Below are 16,828 nucleotides of genomic sequence, written 5' to 3' on the forward strand. Positions count from 1 at the left end.
GGCAAAGCCCGTTTTACTACACTGCTCCTTGGTCGATCATGGAGTCCGCTACTTTTCTAAACCCTGCAATATTCGCACCCAGCATTAAATTTCCTTCATCGCCAAACTCTTTTGATGTGGCATAAGAGAGGTCAAAAATAGATTTCATGATGTGACGCAATTTATTGTCCACATCTGCAAAACTCCATTTTTGCATACTGGCATTTTGGCTCATCTCCAGTTGGCTTGTTGCAACGCCACCTGCATTAGCCGCCTTTGCAGGACCATAAAACATTTTTTTAGCAATAATAAAATCCACAGCACCTGCGGTACTTGGCATATTTGCCCCTTCATTGATGAGCTTACAGCCATTTTTATAAAGGATTTGAATGTCGGTGAGATTCAGTTCATTTTGCGTCGCACTTGGAAAGGCTGCAAAGCAAGGGATACTCCAAACGGCATTGGTTCCATCTGGGTATTGTTTGACGGGGATATAAATCGCCTCAGGGTGTACTTTGAGGTACTCACTTAAATCTTTTCTGGCAATCTCCTTGACGGCTTTAAGGGTATTAAAATCAATGCCATTTTTATCGTAAATCATACCGCGTGAATCACTGCATGTTACAGGCGTTGCGCCAAGGTCGTAGAGTTTTTGAATTGTATAAAGAGCGACATTCCCTGCTCCTGAGACCGTGCATATTTTACCTTTGAGTGAGTCGCCATTGCGGTTGAGAATATTTTCTGCAAAATAAACAGACCCATATCCTGTTGCTTCCGTACGTGCGAGTGAACCACCCCAGTTAAGTCCTTTGCCTGTGAGTACGCCCTCAAATCGTGATGTGAGGCGCTTGTACTCTCCAAACATGTAGCCAATTTCACGTCCTCCCACACCGATGTCGCCTGCTGGAATGTCTTTAGTCTCACCAATGTGTTTGGAAAGCTCGACCATAAACGATTGGCAAAAGCGCATAATTTCGCCTTCACTTTTTCCTTTAGGGTCAAAATTGCTACCGCCTTTTGCGCCACCGATGGCAAGTCCCGTGAGGGAGTTTTTAAAGATTTGCTCAAAGCCTAGAAACTTGATGATACCAAGATTAACGCTAGGATGAAAACGAAGTCCGCCTTTGTACGGTCCGATGGCAGAATTAAACTGGACACGATAGCCTATGTTAGTTTGGATTTTTCCTTGGTCATCCATCCAGACCACGCGAAACAGAATTTGGCGTTCAGGAATAACGATACGCTCTAGAATATTGTACTGATCGTATTTGGGTTCAGCTTGAATTAAAGGTTCCAAAGAGGTTAGAACCTCTTCGACAGCTTGGTAAAACTCGGTTTGACCGGGGGTACTTTGGATAGTAGATTGCAATACACGTTCGAGATACTTTTTCACTGACATGCGAATCCTTTTAGATAAGAGTATTAGTCGCTACGTTTTTTAATCCTCTGTGCTTTTTTCAAAAAGAGCGAAAGGGCTTTTTGCTCTTTCTTCTGTATAGTATAGCTAATAAATTTCAGATAATCGCGGATATCTTCTGGTTGAATGTCCCTCTCTTTGGCATAGGTATCTAAAATGTAACGGGGAATTTTAATAGGGGCTTTGATAAAACGTTTTGCGAGTTTCGCGTAAAACGTTTGATTGCGATTGACACAAAAGCGAGCAAAGACAAATGGAAGATGAAAGCGCTTGTTCCAAATTTCTCCCAAGTCGAGGTATTGCTCGGGCTCTTTTAAATAGAGTCTCAGTGCACGATCACCAATGAATACTTCGCCTTGCAGTTTTAAAACACGACTGAGCATATTTGACGTTGCAGAAGCAGGGTCACTTTTAGCAACACCCTCTTTAATAATAACGCTTTTAACATTTTTTTGTGCCACGATGCCAATATTTAAAGGTGTGATACCTTTTCGTTTACTCTCAATGCTTGAAATAAATGCCGCATCCACTCTACGCGTTTTAAATTTACGATTGATAGAGGATGGAACCGCTTTTTGATGTTCGCACGAGCGTTTGAAAGCATTTTGAAGTGAAGACTTTTTCAAAAAAACATGAAACGGAAGAAGATTGATATAATCTATCTTTCCAAAGACCATGAAGACTCCTTTGGAATATAAAATAAAAATAAGATTATACCCAAGCTTCGTTAATAAAGCATTGCACTAAGAGGGTTTATATTTGTATCTTGGTACAATAAAAGAGAAAAAATTTGAGGATTACAAAGAGATGGTAGATTCGTTTTTTAGTTTGGAAGCATTGATGGCGCTTGCAACTTTGACGGCATTAGAAATTGTACTGGGAATTGACAATATTATTTTTATCGCGATTTTAGTAGGTCGCTTGCCAGCGCATCAGCGAGACAAAGGCAGAATCTTTGGTTTGGGTCTTGCGATGCTGACACGTATTATGCTTCTTTTATCGCTTTTTTGGATTATGCGTCTGACACAGCCTCTTTTTACCATTTTTGCGCAAGAGATTTCAGGGCGTGATTTGATTTTAATCGTGGGAGGACTTTTCTTATTGGCAAAGTCCACGACAGAGATTCATCATGATATTGAAGAAGACGATGAAGAAGAAGAAAAAGAGCTCAAAAAAAGTGCACGAGGCTTTTTCAATACCCTCATTCAAATAGCCATCTTAGATATTGTTTTTTCACTGGATTCTGTCATTACTGCGGTGGGTATGGCCAATAATATTCTCATTATGATTTTAGCCGTTGTGATAGCTGTTGGCGTCATGATGTTTGCGTCCAAAGCAATTTCCGATTTTATTGATGCGAATCCAACGATTAAAATGTTAGCCCTCTCGTTCTTGATTTTAGTCGGTGTGACCCTCATTGCTGAAGGCCTTGATTTTCATATTTCTAAGGCATATGTCTATTTTGCGATGGCATTTTCGCTGGCTGTAGAATCCATCAACATTTATAGCCGTAAGAAAAAAACCAAAAAAAGAGCGCTTAAAGCAACCAAAAAAGAAGAAGTATCATGATTTCCTTATTTAATAATTCTAATGCATTTGCCATTGACCTTGGCACCAATAATACACTGGTATATCAGCCTCGCAAAGGCATCATCCTTGATGAACCAACTTCGATTGCGTTTGATTTGAAACGAAGAGCATTTTTTAATTGCGGCGTCATGTCAAAGGCGATGACCGGTAAGAGTCCTCAAAATGTTGAGGTGATGCAACCCCTTTCTAAAGGCGCAATTGCCAATTTAACGGTAGCGAAAGCCTACATCAAAGAGGTCATTCGTCGTATTGCTTCCAATCGTTTTTTTAAGCCGATGATTGTGGTAAGTGTTCCAAGCGACTTAAATGCGATGGAGCGAAGCGCGGTCATTGAAGCAGGGCGTGAAGGGGGTGCTAAAAATGTGATGCTTTTAAAAGACCCTTTTGCAGCAGCCCTTGGTTCTCAACATGAGATTGAATATCCTGAGGGTGTTTTAGTGCTTGATATTGGTGCTGGCGTGAGTGAAATTTCACTGATTTCATGCAATGGTATCGTTATGAGTAAATCGCTTCGTGTTGCAGGAAATGACATTGATGAAATGATTCATGACTATTTTAAAGAGCATAAACGCGTATTGATTTCACAAGCCGATGCTGAAACCCTTAAAAAAGAGCTTGGCGATTTGTTTGTACATGAAGAAAAAACCATGAACATTAGTGTTAAAAGCATGGTGACAAGACTTCCTGAAACATTTTGTGCTAGCTCGATAGATGTCCGTAACGCGATGATACCTATTGCGGATAAAATCGTAACGCTTGTTCATAGTATGCTCGCCCAGTTGCCACCCATGTTTGCACAAGATATTTATGACCAAGGTATCGTTCTTACCGGTGGTTCTTCCATGTTGCAAGGATTGGATCGTTATATCAGTGAACGACTTGATATTCGTGTCAATGCTGTCCATAATCCGCTTCAAAATATTATTTTAGGTGCAGGAAGAACGTTAGAAGATAACCGCTACGCCGATCTTTTAGGCGCTTAAAAAGTCGTATTTCTCATTCTTAGGTACAGGCGCTAGTGCGCGCCTTCGCCTAATCTTTCAACACTTTTTTTCTTCTTGTAACCATTTTGTAGATTATTTCAAGTAAAGTTTTTGTGCAATTTACGTAGTTGTTACATTGAAATGAAGGGAACAAGAATGATTAAGGTATTGTTCGTGTGTATTCAAAACAGCGCACGCAGTCAAATGGCAGAAGCATTACTCAAAAAATACGGTGGAGAGACTTTTTTAGTCGAGAGTGCAGGCTTAGAACCAGGTGAACTCAATCCTCTAGCGGTGGATGCTTTAAAAGAAGAGGGCATTGATATAAGCGGTAAAAAAACACATTCGGTCTTTGATTTTTACAAAGAGGGAAAGTTGTTTCACTATGTCATTACCGTGTGCGATGAAGAGAGTGCTCAAAAATGTCCTATTTTTGCAGGACAAACCAACCGTTTACACTGGAGTTTTAAAGACCCTAGTTGCTTTTCGGGAAGTTACAAAGAGAAATTAGCACAAACAAAAAAAGTTAAAGAAGAGATCAAACAAGCGGTTCTTAGTTTTATTGAATCACTTGAATCAGCAGAGTGAAGCGTTTATATTAAACGCTTCATTGGTAAGTACATGTCTATAATATATCAATATATCTTGATATAAAGATAAATTTATGCTACGATTTCATGGATAATGATATATGAAGGTTATCTATGAAAAAAGTTCTTATTCTCTGCACTGGCAATAGTTGTCGAAGCATCATCGCTGAAGCGCTTGTGAATGCTCATTTAGAAGGTATTGAAGCCTACAGTGCGGGCGTGCGTGCCAGTGGAAAAATCAATGCATATGCCAAAAGAGTCCTTGAAGAAGAGGGCATATGGGATGAGCGTTATCATTCTAAAACCGTGGATGAGGTTCTGGACATCGACTTTGATTTAGTTGTGACCGTATGTGACCATGCCAATGAAACGTGCCCGATGTTCCCACGCCCTATCAAAAAAATTCATGTCGGATTTTCTGACCCTGATGGTAAAGATTATGGTGCATTTATTTTTACATGTAAAGCGATTGAAGCAGAACTTTTACCGATTATTCAAAAGGAACTAAGCGATGTTTAGTCTTTGGGAAAAAATGGTCGATGCGCTTGTTTATGGAATTATGGGTATGGATGCTGCTACCAAAAGTGCGCAAGCCGTTCATTTTTTTATCTTCGATACGATTAAAATCTATCTGCTTCTTATCAGTATTATTTTTATCATCTCCTTTTTACGCACCTTTTTCAATACCGAAAAAATTCGTGTTTATTTACAAAAACGAAGTAGCTTTATGGGCAATATCTTAGCAGCGCTTTTTGGCATCATTACACCCTTTTGTTCGTGTTCTGCCATCCCTCTGTTCTTAGGGTTTATGCAAGCTCGTATTCCGATGGGCATTACGTTTAGTTTTCTTATCTCTTCTCCTATGAACAATGAAGTCGCTATTGCGCTTTTATTTGGTCTTTTTGGTTGGAAAGTCACCGCTTTGTATATAGGATTTGGGTTACTTGTAGCCATTGTGGGCGGTTTTGTTGTTGGAAAGCTTGGACTTGAACGCTATGTGCTCATTCCTGTAACGCCGATGCAAGGAGAATTAGAAACGGTAACAATTAGGATGAGCGCTTCTAAGCGCTTGAGGGAAGCTTGGCAAAATACCGTGGAAATTTTTGGCAAGATTTATCCGTATGTACTCATTGGTGTGGGTGTGGGCGCGTTTATTCATGGGTTTGTCCCTACTGAGTTGATTGTTACGTATACGGGCGAGAACAGATGGTATAGCGTGCCACTAGCTGTTATCATGGGTGTACCGATGTATGCTAGTGCGGCAAGCGTTTTACCGCTCATTGAAGTTTTAACCTCAAAAGGGATGCTTTTGGGTACGGCTTTGAGTTTGATGATGGCCATTACCGCACTCAGTCTGCCCGAAGCGTTGATATTAAAACGCATTTTACATGTAAAACTGATTGCGATTTTTTTTGGCATTGTAGCGATTGGAATCATAGGTGTCGGGTATCTATTTAATACACTTCTTGGATGATTTTTACGACACATCGTATGCGTATTTTGTGTTATAATCGGCTTTTCAAGGAGTACGTATGCGTTTAAAAACAAAAGTCGTTGTTGTCATCGCGGGATTATTGTTGGGTGTTTCGATTGCAGGGTCCATTATAAACTATATGAAAAATGTTGAAAATACGCAAAAACAGCTACAAAATACCTCTTTGCCGTTATCGGTAGATAATATTTACACGGAAATTCAACAGCGGATGATTGAACCACTGCTTGTCTCTTCGTTGATGTCGCATGATACATTTTTACGCGATTGGATTATGAGTGGAGAACACAATCTTGATAATATTGTGCACTATTTAAAAGAGATTCAACAAAAATATGATGTGTTTACGACCTTTTTAGTTTCTGATAAAACGAAAAATTATTACCATCCAAGAGGGTTGATTGATGTCGTCAATGAAAAAAACAGTGCAGATGCGTGGTATTTTAGATTTAAAGCGCAAGATGAACCGTATGAAATTAATCTAGACCATAATGCAAATTTGGGTGATTTTTTGGTGATGTTCATTAATTACAAAGTGATGAACTATAAAAAAGAGATGATAGGTGTCACAGGTGTGGGTGTGCGTCTTTTAAACATCGAAGAGATGCTCAATTCGTTTAAAACAAAATACCAATACGATGTCTATTTTGTAGACCCCACGGGAGAGATTACACTGTTTTCAAAAGCACTCAATAAGCGCGGTAATATCTCCAATGTGAAAGGACTCAAAGAGATTAAAGAGGCTGTTTTTAATGGGCATCAAACCCAATTTGAGTATAAAGATGGCACCAATGAGTATCTACTCAATACAAAATATATTGAAAAACTCAAGCTCTACCTGTTTGTCGAAATCAATAAAAAAGCCTATATGGATGATCTTAAAAAGACATTTTACACCAATTTATTAGTATCGCTTTTGGTCACACTTTTGGTCACACTTATTATTATTTATACCATCAATTTGTATCAAAAGCAGTTGGTTCAAATGGCAAATGAAGACTCTCTGACGGGTTTAGCCAATCGAAGACAATTTAATAACTCCTTTGATAAATTGATGAAAATGTATCACAAAGGGGTCAATCACATTGTCCTTATTTTAATCGATGTGGATGATTTTAAAGAGGTAAACGACGCGTTTGGGCATCTTGTGGGAGACCAAGCGTTGGTAAGAATCGCTGAAATTTTAAAAGAGCAACTGCGCCAGACGGATTTGATTGCACGTTGGGGCGGAGAAGAGTTTGCCGTATTGCTCAATGATGTCAGCAAAGAAAAAGCGACTGAAATTGCCCAAAAACTTTTGTGCGCCGTCAAAGACGATGCATCGCTTCAAACGCTGCTTCAAAAACCGCTGACGATTAGTTTAGGTTTAGGGGAACTCAGGAGCACTGATAGCCAAGATGGCTTGGTGCAAAAAGTTGATAAAGCCCTTTATGCGGCTAAGACAAGTGGAAAAAATCAACTCGTTATTGTGTAGGAGAGGTCATGTTCAAATGTTTTGCAAGCCTTGTTATTGTGAGTTGTTTTGCATGGGGCGCTTCGACGCCGGTCTCGTTTGAGGAGTATTTAAGCCATTTTGACTACTCAGAACGTGCGGATATGAAAGTGAAAACACCCGAAATGCTTGCACTTGTTGAAGAGGGAAAAGCCATCGTCATTGACGTCAGATTTGCCGAAGAGTATGAAGTTTGGCATTTTAATTTTGCGAAAAATATTCCCTTAAATGAGTTACCACAACGTTTAAGTGAGCTTCCAAAAGACAAACTCATTATCACGGCATGCCCGCATAATGACAGAGCCAATTTGGCACGAATATTTTTAGTGCTCCATGGCTATAACGCAAAATATTTGAACGACGGGCTTCTCAAAACAGCCGATTTTTTGCGAGGAGAGAGTGCCCAAGAATTTTTAGAAGCGTTTAAAAGCTCAAAGGAGTAACGATGAAGATAGAAGTTTTAGGAACAGGGTGTGCAAAATGTCAGACACTGCTTTTACATGTAAAAGAAGCGGTGGCACAAAAGGGCATGTTTGCGCAGATAGAAAAAGTTGAAGATATGATGAAGATTTTAGAGTATGGCGTAACCTCTACCCCTGCACTGGTTGTGGATGGTCGTGTGGTGAGCAGTGGAAAAGTCTTGAGTACGGAAGAGATTACAACGTTATTGTGAGGATGGGTACATGAATGTGAGTGAGAAAGCATTGGAGCATTTTTCCAATGGGTATGTGTGCAGTGAAGCGGTTTTAAAAGCGATTGCAGAACATCATGGCATCGACTCGCCTTTGATTCCCTCTATCGCTTCTGCGTTTGGCAGTGGAATGGCACGAACGAAAGGTGGATTGTGTGGCGCATTTAGCGGCGGTATGATGGCTTTGTCGTTGTTGCAAGGACGTACGCAAGCCGATGCGCCCAAAGAGGAGCTGTACCACAATGTACAAACACTCAAAGCACGTTTTGAAGAAGCGTATGGTACATGTGAATGTGCCGAATTGCTAGGATTTGCTCTAAGCGATGCAGACGCAGGTGAAAAATTTCATGCGCGAAATTGCAAAGCGTGCAAATGCGATCAGTATGTTGCTTTTGCCGCCAATGAAGTAGAAAAACTTTTTACATGTAAAACAGAAGAGCCCTAAAACGGGCTCTTTTACGCTTCAATCCAACCGCCGCCTAAGACTAAATCATCTTGATACACCACAAGTGCTTGACCACTAGCGAGTCCAAAAACACTCTCTTGGAGTTCTGCGATGATTTTGCCATCGACCACTTTGACGTAAGCTTGAACTTGTGGACTTCGGTAGCGTACTTTTATGCCGTACACACCCTCTTTAAAGTCCTTTCCTAAAGAAAAGTTTTCTGCCACTACTTTGGTTTGACGCAGGTCATCTTTCGTACCTGCAACGACGGTATTGCTCTTCGCGTCGATGCCTACCACAAAATGCGGGTCGTGCGCTCCATTGATAGTAAGACCCTTTCGTTTGCCGATGGTGTAGTGCATATAGCCTTTATGTTCACCAATGACATTGCCTTTAACATCTTTGATAGCGCCTTTTTGATCGACGTTGATATGTTTTTTCAATACTTCAATATAAGTGTCGGTGACAAAGCAAATCTCTTGAGATTCTTTATAACTCTCAAGCGTGCCTAGCCATGGGAGTTCTTTGAGTGCTATGGGTTTGATGTCATTTTTAAGCATGCCGCCCAACGGGAAAATAATTTTTTCAATCACCTCTTTTTTAAGCCCAAAGAGAAAATAACTTTGGTCTTTACTCATATCAAATGCTTCTTGAATATGTCCCTCTTTGATGCGCGCATAATGTCCTGTGGCAACTCTCTCGCATCCCATTTCCATCGCTTCTTCAAACGCAAACCCAAATTTCATTTTAGGGTTACAAAAGGCACACGGATTGGGCGTTCGTCCTTGCTCGTAGGAGCGGACAAAATAGTCATACACATGCTCTTTAAACAGCGTTTTGGCGTCAATCACATGGGTCTGTATGCCCAAATGATGGCTCACTTTTTCAATGTTGGCGATATTGATGGCATGTTTTTTCTCATCGTCATGGAGTTTGAGATAGATGCCAATGACCTCATGTCCTTGGTTTTTGAGCAAGTAGGCAGAGTAACTGGAGTCAATACCTCCGCTCATAAGGAGTGCAATTTTCATTTTTTATTTCTCTCTTTTTATTTTTGACACGTGCAAAAAGCAAAGCTCTTCGCACTACGTTAGCCACTGGGCACTAAAGCTAGCCTCTACGAGGCAGAAAGTGCGCCTTTGGCGCTTAACTAATTCGACGTCTAAAGAGTAAAAGTCTTTACGTTTCGTGTTAGCCCAAAGGGCACCGCGTTCATTTTTGACACGCTTTTAAAGCAAAGCTCTAAAAGCTACGCTAACGCTGAGTTCACTTCGGCAGTGAGCCCACGCTACGCTTTAAAAAAGTTCAAGGCTAAATTTTTAACATTTCTTTACATGTAAAGATTTAAAAGGCAGGGAAGTTAAACGTTTAGCATTAAAACATGGGGAATTTTGAAGAGGCTGGAGCTGGTGAAGGGGCTCGAACCCCCGACCTGTTGATTACGGATCAACTGCTCTACCAGCTGAGCTACACCAGCGCGATGAAATTTTACCCCATGTTTACTTTTTTTATTTTAAAACAGACCCTTTTGCGTGAATTTAGGGTTTACATGTAACACTTTTCATTCACTCAAACGCTTAAACATCAAAAAGATAGTTCTCTTTAGGTTCGTTATCTTTCCACGAAGTAGTCTCTTCTACTATCAACGCTTGGTCGATATCTGCGAGTAAATCTTCTACATCCTCAATACCAACAGAGAGGCGAATCATCCCCTCGGTTAGTCCAAACGCTGCTTTTTGTTCTGTGGAATACTCCGCATAAATCGTATGGTACGTCGCAATCGCTAAGGATTTATTGTCTTGAACGTTTGTGCCTCGCTTGATGATGTTGAGGCGGTTTAAAAAAGCATACGCACTCTCTTTGTCTTTAAAGCTAAAGCTGATAATACCGCCACCGCCGCTAAACTGTTTAGACGCGTTAGCAAACGCCGATGAACTCTCTAAAAACGGATACTCAACGCTAATGATTTCGGCTTTACTTTGTAAATGTTGTGCGACTAACAGTGCATTTTGACAGCTTCTTTGCACTCTTAAATCCAGTGTTTCAAGCCCAAGAGAGAGCAAGTAAGCACTTTGTGGCGAAAGTGAAGCTCCCAAGTTGCGGTAGGTCTCTTTACGAAGACGTGCCATAAAAGCATTGGGACCAAATTTTTTGTAGTACGATGCCAAATTTGCGTGATTTTTCCAGTTAAATGTGCCATTATCGACAATCAAGCCGCCTAAAACATGCCCGCCGCCACTGATGTACTTGGTCGCGGAGATAATCTCAATATCCACACCGTGTTTTTTTGCATCGAAAATATTCCAAGGTGTTGCGGTTGTATCGACGATGAAAGGCACATTTTGCTCTTCTAACACATCTTTAATCGCCCCAAAATCAGGCACAATGAGCTGTGGATTGCTGATACTTTCACAAAACAAAAAGCGTGTTTTATCATCAATATTCGCTTTAATGGCTTCTAAATCGCTCAAATCCACATAACGCACTTCCACCCCAAAGTCACTGAAAAGTGTTTGGAAAAGAGAGAGCGTGTTGCCAAAAAGATACTTGGTGGTGATGATGTTATCGCCACTTTTTAACAGCGCAAAAAAAGCATTGGAGATGGCAGCCATACCTGTTGCTGTTGCAATAACTCCAAACGCACCACTGATGGCTTTGATTTTGAGTTCAAACTCTTCAATGGATGGATTGGAAGAGCGTGTATAGACATGCCCCATTTTTTGACCTTTAAAAACAGCCTCTAAGTCTTCTGCTTTTTCAAACTCAAACGCTGAACTTTGGTAAATAGGGAAGCGCATCGCGCCATATTGGTCTTTGTGTGCAGGTTTGGCATGCAATGCTTTGGTCGTAAATCCCATAAAATATCCTTTATAAGGCTAATCAACTTCGAAATAAACCCTCTCATGGCACGGCCCAGACACGATGGGAGCCCCGAAACGCTCACGCTTCGTTCCATCGGCTGGGGGTGTCTCGTTCAGGTTTTTTCTGCGCGATTAGCTTTTTACATGTAAATAATTTTACCGCTATTCTCAGCGGGCAGTATGTTCTCACGTGCTACGCACTCACCGATGATTAAGACCGCGGGTGTAGCACATAATGCGCTCATTTTATCTAATTTTTCCACAGTTCCCACTATGGTCACTTGCTCTGGTAGGTCTATTTTTGAGACAAATGCCGCGGGAAGATTTGGGTCGATACCTTCTTTTGCGATAGAAGCTTGAATTTTACCGGCAAAACTGTGTGCCATTAAAACGATGACGGTGTGCAAAGGTTGTTTTAAAATATGCACCCAGTCATCGTTAAACAGTGTTTCTCTTAGGTGTGCTGAGACGATGGTGACACCTTTTGAGATGTCACGAATCGTCGGTACAATGCCTGAAACCGTGCAGGAGCGAAGCGCTGAAGTAATGCCATTGATGACCTCAAACGCGATGTCCTGTTGGCTCAAAATCTGCTTCTCTTCGCCGAGTCTTCCAAACAAAAGCGGGTCGCCTCCTTTGAGTCGTCCGACAACGAGCCCTTGTTTGGCGTATTCCACTAAAAGCGCATTGATTTCATCTTGGCTTTTGGAGTGAAATCCTTTTTTCTTACTGACATCGACAATCGTACACGAAGAGGGTAACAACGCTTGAATCTCTTTGGAGACCAAAGCATCGACCAATGCAACGTCTAAAAGCTCAAATGCTTGGAGTGCATCGAGCGTGAGATTTCCAACATAACCTGTTCCACACCCAATGAGAAAAACCTTGCCTACTCCTGCTTTAGCAATGCTTCGCAGGTTTTCGAGGTCGCGCTCAGGCTTTTTGCGCTCAGTTTTGAGGCGTTCAATCAAAGAGGTCAAATCGCGCGGTAAAATGCGCTCAATCTTGTCACGAATCACTTGTGCCAAGGTTGGTGAGCTGCCGCCACTGCTGACGGCCACTTGAATGTCCCCACGGCGCGTAAGCGCGCTAAAGTAAAAATCGCACAGTTCGGGCACATCGACGACATTGAGCCAAAAGTGAAGATGAGGTTTCAGTGCAACTAAACGTTGTGTAACGTTTTCATTACCTGTTGCGTCGATAATCACCTCAAACCCCTCCGCGTCTTTATCTTCAAACGCTTTACATGTAAAGGTTTTGGACGCAAAATAGTCGTCCAAAACCTCAGTTGCGACAATCTCATACGCAAAATCAAGGCTATCGAGCACGCGCGCTTTCTGGGCGGCGACTTTGCCTGCACCGATGAGAAGCGTTTTTTTGGGCGTAAGCGCGATACCTAAGGTGCTCATTTTTTCACGATCCTTACGCGCCAGCCATTGCCCTCTTTGGTGGTAGCTTCGACTTTATGTCCTTCGCCCGCGACGGATTTTGGCACATTGTCTATCGGTGCGCCATCATCAAGCAGTATTTCTAAAACATCACCGCTTCCGATTTTGGAGAGTTCCATCTTCGTTTTCACAAAATTCATCGGACACGCCACGCCGCTAAGGTCTTTAAAATGCACCGCTTTGTCCTCTTTGACTTCTGCTGCGGCGGCCGCGATCTCTTTTTCTTTGGCAAATTTAAGCGTATGATCCATACTCGCATAAAGCTTCATCACCTCTTCGGCAAGTTCAATCGATTTTTCATCCGCATCACCTTCTAGCATTGTGCCAAAATACGCGTTGAGCAGCGTTGTGTCGATAAAATGCGTTTTAAACGCTTTGAGAACGCCCGCTTTATCGCGCGCATCTTCACCTCGTGTGACAAGGAGCATACGAGCAGATAAAAGACGAATCAACTCAAAATCTTTTTCTTCTTTTTCTAACGCTTCTTTGAGCGCTTTTTTGTCGGCTTCGATAAGGTCGTACATGCCTGCGCTACATTCACCCATCCCTCTACCTTTGAGAGAGAAAAGCTCTACGGCATCGTAATCAAAATACGGATTTTTATCCTCTTTGAACGAAGGAATATCGACGTATTTTTTACTGATTTCGGTGATGATGGCAAGTCCACCATCGTCAATCCAGTCGGCAAAACTTTCATATGCTTTTACATGGTTGAGCCATGTATCCAACACTTCTTCCACAAAAGCAGGTACATGAAACGCCGCAACATCGCCCGCTTTTTGAGCGTAAACGCTTCCTTCTCCGCTTGTGCGAGAACCTGCGACGACGTTGTAGGCTGGGTAAGAGTAGCCTTCATTGCGTTGGACTTTTCCAAAAAATCCTAGGTCGCCGATAAGGTGTTTTCCACAACTGTTCGGACAGCCCGATAAATGAATTTTGAAACCTTGAAGTGCGTCATAATCGCGTTCGTCTAAAAGTTTGCTCAAACGCTTTTGAATCGCATCCACCGCACCTCTGGGACGAGCAATGCCAAGCTGACATGTTGCCGCTCCCGTACACGCGACCATATCACCAAAGAGCGTTGGGCGTACGACATCTTTGGAAAAATGTTGCAAGATGTCGTGCAAACTTGCTATTTGCGGTGCGGTGAGATTACGAATATAAAGGTTTTGGTCTCCCGTAAAACGAAGCACATCTTCCCCAAATGGAAGCAACGCATTTGCTAGGGCACGAGCATTATTGAAGTGAATATCTCCCAAATGCACAGGCACTTTACAGCCATAAAGTCCCGCTTGTTTTTGTGCATAGACATAACGATTCCACCATTTTTTGATGTTCTCTGGCACAACGAAAGGCTCATGCGTGGTATCGCCCACGGTTCGCTCAATCGCTTCAATGTCCATCTCCCAATCACCCTTGGCGCGTACATCATTTAGTTCCACTTCTAGGAGTTTGTTAAACTCTTCCAAGCCCAAATCTTCAAATAAAAAGCGAAGACGTGCGGCATGTTTGTTTTTACGGTTGCCATATTTATCGAACACTTGCTTGATGGCTTGCGCGTATAAAAAGGCTTCGGTATCGGGTATAAAATCACGCAATTTTGTTCCTAAACGAGATTTTGCACCCATGCCTCCCGCGGTAAAGAGCTTAAAGCCTTTCACGCCATCTTGAATCTTGGCGATAAAGCCCACATCGTGAATTGTCGCGTAACCGCGGTCTGCTTCTGAGCCACTAAACGTGATTTTGAATTTGCGAGGAAGCGCGAACGAATCTTTTTGCTCTAACATCTTTGATGTAATGGCAAGCGCATAAGGGGAGACATCAAAGACTTCATCTTGTGCCGTTCCTGCGAGTGGGTCTGCCATAACATTTCGCACCGTATTGCCACCGCCACCGCGACCACTTAGGCTGATGGAGTGTAATGTTTCGATGATGCTGATAATGTCTTCGATTTTAACATAGTGCAGTTGCACGCCACCGCGCGTTGTGATATGAAGGCTTTCATGGGCATATTTTTCTGCCAAATCCGCCAACGTTAAAAGCTGTTTTGGAGTGAGAATACCCCCTGCGAGTTTAATGCGCACCATAAAGGTATTGGCTTCTCTTTGCTCGTACACACCAAAAGGCACACGCATTGTTTTAAAGGTCAGGTCATCGAGTGTACCTGCTAAAAAGTCGGCATGATTTTTTTTAAAAACTTCGAGGTCATCGTAGACCAATTGAGGAATTTCATACTTGCTCATAATCGTAACTCCTTGTTGTTACATGTAAACGTTTTGGATGAAGAAGGCAGCTTCCGAAATAAATCTTTTCTCGACACGGTTGAGACACGATGGGAGCCCCAAAACGCTTACGCTTTTTGTCCCATCGGCACAAGGTGTCTCGTGCAGATTTTTTCTACGCGCCTTCTTCAGGACTTTAAATAATGTTAATTTCTTCTTTTTCAACCGTTTTATTTTTGATAATAAATGACTTCATATCAGGCGCATCATCCGCAAGTGAGATAATAATATAACTTACATTGGGATCATATGCCAAACGAATATCTTCTTCACTGGGGCGTGCGGGCGTTTCTGGGTGAGAATGATACACCCCAATTAAACGCAACCCCTCTTTTTGCGTCTTTTTAAACGCATCAAACTGCTCCTGAGGGTCAAAGCTAAAATGCTCATTACTCGCGTCGGTATTTTGCATCGGAATAGCGTACTTGACTTCGCCATTCAGTCCAGCCAAGTACCCACACGCCTCGATGGGGTTGTCTTTGAGTGCATGGAGAATCATCTCGTTGTACGCACTTTGAGGAATTTTTATCATAGTTTTGCCTCACAGACCACCGCTTCGTAATCTTTAATTTCTTTAATACCTTCGCCTCCACAGACGCGACATTTCGGGTTTTTCTTAAAATTGACGTTTCTAAAATTCATCGTTTTGGCATCAAACGTTAAAAGTCTGTTGTACAAAGGCTCACCCACGCCAACGATGTATTTGAGTGCTTCCGCGGCTTGAATGGTTCCAAGCATACCTGCAACAGCACCTAAGATACCCGCACTCGAACATGTCGGAATGGCGTTGGCTGGCGGAGGGCTATCAAACACACACGCATAACATGCACTCTCATGGGGTTTAATGGTCATCGTTTGTCCGCCAAAGCGTAAAATGCCGCCGTGTGAATAAGGGACGTTTGCCAAAACACACGCATCGTTGATGAGAAATTTTGCCGAAAAGTTGTCGGTTCCATCGATGACAAAATCATACCCCTTAACGATGTCAAGGATATTTGACGCATCTAAAAATTTCTGATACACCGTGACTTTGACATTGGGATTAATCGCTTCCATCTTCGCTTTAGCGGAGAGTACTTTAGGCACACCCACTTCGGTTGTCGTGTGAATGACTTGACGCTGAAGGTTACTTAAATCGACCACATCGCCATCAACGATGCCGATTTCCCCCACGCCTGCTGCGGCTAAGTAAAGCGCTACGGGTGAACCAAGTCCGCCTGCACCGATGACAAGCACTTTGGAATTTGAAATTTTCTCCTGTCCTTCAATACCAACATCTTGGAGGATAATATGGCGTGAATAACGCTCTAATTCCTCATCGCTAAACTCTTTCACGCGCCGCCTCCCATAAAGTATAAAAAGTTGATTTCATCGCCTTCTTTAAGCACGGTTACTGCATGCTCTTCTTTGGTTAAAAACTCATCGTTGAGTTGAACGGAAACCATCTCTGGCATTTCAACATTTTCAATAATCAGTAGCTCAGAAAGAGCAATGCCGTCCTTAATCTCTTTTGAATCGCCATTAATGGTAAGTTTCATAGTTGTCCTTTTTTATTTTT

18 protein-coding genes and 1 tRNA gene are annotated in these 16,828 nt (G+C 42.1%); 9 read left to right on the top strand and 10 right to left on the bottom strand.

Annotated elements, in window-relative coordinates; genetic code table 11:
* Positions 1-16 precede the first annotated feature (16 nt).
* Positions 17-1,378 carry an NADP-specific glutamate dehydrogenase gene (gene gdhA, locus AC5SLP_RS11235; RefSeq protein ID WP_495255245.1) on the bottom strand — a complete coding sequence of 454 codons (1,362 nt, stop codon included), beginning with the start codon at positions 1,376-1,378 and terminating at the stop codon, positions 17-19.
* 23 nt (positions 1,379-1,401) lie between these two features.
* Positions 1,402-2,073: an MqnA/MqnD/SBP family protein gene (locus AC5SLP_RS11240; protein ID WP_495255246.1), complete on the bottom strand. Its 672-nt coding sequence runs from the start codon at positions 2,071-2,073 to the stop codon at positions 1,402-1,404.
* A 130-nt stretch (positions 2,074-2,203) separates the two neighbouring features.
* Between AC5SLP_RS11240 and AC5SLP_RS11245 the strand changes: the two genes are divergently transcribed.
* The 9 genes from AC5SLP_RS11245 (at position 2,204) to AC5SLP_RS11285 (ending at position 8,679) form a co-directional block, all read left to right on the top strand.
* The gene (locus AC5SLP_RS11245; protein WP_495255247.1) at positions 2,204-2,965 is read left to right on the top strand and encodes a TerC family protein; all 762 of its coding nucleotides are present in this window, start codon (positions 2,204-2,206) and stop codon (positions 2,963-2,965) included.
* Positions 2,962-3,969, top strand: coding sequence for a rod shape-determining protein (locus AC5SLP_RS11250; RefSeq protein ID WP_495255248.1), 1,008 nt, complete (start codon positions 2,962-2,964; stop codon positions 3,967-3,969). Before AC5SLP_RS11245 ends, AC5SLP_RS11250 begins: the two co-directional genes overlap by 4 nt.
* Before the next feature lie 156 nt (positions 3,970-4,125).
* Positions 4,126-4,557, top strand: a complete 432-nt coding sequence (locus AC5SLP_RS11255) for an arsenate reductase ArsC (protein ID WP_495255249.1) — start codon at positions 4,126-4,128, stop codon at positions 4,555-4,557.
* Positions 4,558-4,673: 116 nt separating this feature from the next.
* Positions 4,674-5,078 carry an arsenate reductase ArsC gene (locus tag AC5SLP_RS11260; protein ID WP_495255250.1) on the top strand — a complete coding sequence of 135 codons (405 nt, stop codon included), beginning with the start codon at positions 4,674-4,676 and terminating at the stop codon, positions 5,076-5,078.
* Positions 5,071-6,033 (top strand): permease, encoded by a 963-nt coding sequence (locus AC5SLP_RS11265; RefSeq protein ID WP_495255251.1) that lies wholly within the window; start codon positions 5,071-5,073, stop codon positions 6,031-6,033. Before AC5SLP_RS11260 ends, AC5SLP_RS11265 begins: the two co-directional genes overlap by 8 nt.
* 58 nt (positions 6,034-6,091) lie before the next feature.
* Entirely contained in the window at positions 6,092-7,525 is a 1,434-nt protein-coding gene (locus AC5SLP_RS11270) for a sensor domain-containing diguanylate cyclase (protein WP_495255252.1), read from the top strand.
* Between the two features lie 8 nt (positions 7,526-7,533).
* Positions 7,534-7,986, top strand: a complete 453-nt coding sequence (locus AC5SLP_RS11275; protein ID WP_495255253.1) for a rhodanese-like domain-containing protein — start codon at positions 7,534-7,536, stop codon at positions 7,984-7,986.
* 2 nt (positions 7,987-7,988) lie between these two features.
* Positions 7,989-8,216 carry a thioredoxin family protein gene (locus tag AC5SLP_RS11280; RefSeq protein WP_495255254.1) on the top strand — a complete coding sequence of 76 codons (228 nt, stop codon included), beginning with the start codon at positions 7,989-7,991 and terminating at the stop codon, positions 8,214-8,216.
* A 10-nt stretch (positions 8,217-8,226) separates the two neighbouring features.
* Positions 8,227-8,679, top strand: a complete 453-nt coding sequence (locus AC5SLP_RS11285) for a C-GCAxxG-C-C family protein (RefSeq protein WP_495255255.1) — start codon at positions 8,227-8,229, stop codon at positions 8,677-8,679.
* An 11-nt stretch (positions 8,680-8,690) separates the two neighbouring features.
* Here the strand turns inward: AC5SLP_RS11285 and mnmA are convergent, their stop codons facing one another.
* From mnmA to thiS, 8 genes are all read right to left on the bottom strand, one after another.
* Positions 8,691-9,710 carry a tRNA 2-thiouridine(34) synthase MnmA gene (mnmA, locus tag AC5SLP_RS11290; protein WP_495255256.1) on the bottom strand — a complete coding sequence of 340 codons (1,020 nt, stop codon included), beginning with the start codon at positions 9,708-9,710 and terminating at the stop codon, positions 8,691-8,693.
* 370 nt (positions 9,711-10,080) lie between these two features.
* Positions 10,081-10,156, bottom strand: a tRNA-Thr gene (locus AC5SLP_RS11295).
* A gap of 100 nt (positions 10,157-10,256) precedes the next feature.
* On the bottom strand, positions 10,257-11,537 hold the full coding sequence (locus AC5SLP_RS11300) for an aminotransferase class V-fold PLP-dependent enzyme (protein WP_495255257.1): 1,281 nt from the start codon (positions 11,535-11,537) through the stop codon (positions 10,257-10,259).
* Between the two features lie 143 nt (positions 11,538-11,680).
* Positions 11,681-12,949 carry a uroporphyrinogen-III C-methyltransferase gene (cobA, locus tag AC5SLP_RS11305; protein ID WP_495255258.1) on the bottom strand — a complete coding sequence of 423 codons (1,269 nt, stop codon included), beginning with the start codon at positions 12,947-12,949 and terminating at the stop codon, positions 11,681-11,683.
* Positions 12,946-15,231: a ferredoxin-like domain-containing protein gene (locus tag AC5SLP_RS11310; protein WP_495255259.1), complete on the bottom strand. Its 2,286-nt coding sequence runs from the start codon at positions 15,229-15,231 to the stop codon at positions 12,946-12,948. The genes cobA and AC5SLP_RS11310 overlap by 4 nt, the downstream gene beginning before the upstream one ends.
* A 175-nt stretch (positions 15,232-15,406) precedes the next feature.
* The gene (locus AC5SLP_RS11315) at positions 15,407-15,802 is read right to left on the bottom strand and encodes a M67 family metallopeptidase (protein ID WP_495255260.1); all 396 of its coding nucleotides are present in this window, start codon (positions 15,800-15,802) and stop codon (positions 15,407-15,409) included.
* Positions 15,799-16,605, bottom strand: a complete 807-nt coding sequence (locus AC5SLP_RS11320) for a HesA/MoeB/ThiF family protein (protein ID WP_495255261.1) — start codon at positions 16,603-16,605, stop codon at positions 15,799-15,801. Before AC5SLP_RS11320 ends, AC5SLP_RS11315 begins: the two co-directional genes overlap by 4 nt.
* Complete coding sequence (gene thiS / locus AC5SLP_RS11325) at positions 16,602-16,808, bottom strand: sulfur carrier protein ThiS (RefSeq protein WP_495255262.1); 207 nt, start codon at positions 16,806-16,808, stop codon at positions 16,602-16,604. The genes AC5SLP_RS11320 and thiS overlap by 4 nt, the downstream gene beginning before the upstream one ends.
* Positions 16,809-16,828 lie beyond the last annotated feature (20 nt).

This window comes from Sulfurospirillum sp. E15m (assembly GCF_059415145.1).

Coding starts and splice junctions, on each gene's coding strand:
- AC5SLP_RS11255 (WP_495255249.1), top strand. CDS start 4,126: ATGATTAAGGTATTGTTCGTGTGTATTCAAAACAGCGCACGCAGTCAA.
- AC5SLP_RS11275 (WP_495255253.1), top strand. CDS start 7,534: ATGTTCAAATGTTTTGCAAGCCTTGTTATTGTGAGTTGTTTTGCATGG.
- AC5SLP_RS11240 (WP_495255246.1), bottom strand. CDS start 2,073: ATGGTCTTTGGAAAGATAGATTATATCAATCTTCTTCCGTTTCATGTT.
- AC5SLP_RS11245 (WP_495255247.1), top strand. CDS start 2,204: ATGGTAGATTCGTTTTTTAGTTTGGAAGCATTGATGGCGCTTGCAACT.
- AC5SLP_RS11260 (WP_495255250.1), top strand. CDS start 4,674: ATGAAAAAAGTTCTTATTCTCTGCACTGGCAATAGTTGTCGAAGCATC.
- AC5SLP_RS11250 (WP_495255248.1), top strand. CDS start 2,962: ATGATTTCCTTATTTAATAATTCTAATGCATTTGCCATTGACCTTGGC.
- cobA (WP_495255258.1), bottom strand. CDS start 12,949: ATGAGCACCTTAGGTATCGCGCTTACGCCCAAAAAAACGCTTCTCATC.
- AC5SLP_RS11315 (WP_495255260.1), bottom strand. CDS start 15,802: ATGATAAAAATTCCTCAAAGTGCGTACAACGAGATGATTCTCCATGCA.
- AC5SLP_RS11285 (WP_495255255.1), top strand. CDS start 8,227: ATGAATGTGAGTGAGAAAGCATTGGAGCATTTTTCCAATGGGTATGTG.
- AC5SLP_RS11265 (WP_495255251.1), top strand. CDS start 5,071: ATGTTTAGTCTTTGGGAAAAAATGGTCGATGCGCTTGTTTATGGAATT.
- thiS (WP_495255262.1), bottom strand. CDS start 16,808: ATGAAACTTACCATTAATGGCGATTCAAAAGAGATTAAGGACGGCATT.
- AC5SLP_RS11310 (WP_495255259.1), bottom strand. CDS start 15,231: ATGAGCAAGTATGAAATTCCTCAATTGGTCTACGATGACCTCGAAGTT.
- gdhA (WP_495255245.1), bottom strand. CDS start 1,378: ATGTCAGTGAAAAAGTATCTCGAACGTGTATTGCAATCTACTATCCAA.
- AC5SLP_RS11300 (WP_495255257.1), bottom strand. CDS start 11,537: ATGGGATTTACGACCAAAGCATTGCATGCCAAACCTGCACACAAAGAC.
- AC5SLP_RS11270 (WP_495255252.1), top strand. CDS start 6,092: ATGCGTTTAAAAACAAAAGTCGTTGTTGTCATCGCGGGATTATTGTTG.
- AC5SLP_RS11280 (WP_495255254.1), top strand. CDS start 7,989: ATGAAGATAGAAGTTTTAGGAACAGGGTGTGCAAAATGTCAGACACTG.
- mnmA (WP_495255256.1), bottom strand. CDS start 9,710: ATGAAAATTGCACTCCTTATGAGCGGAGGTATTGACTCCAGTTACTCT.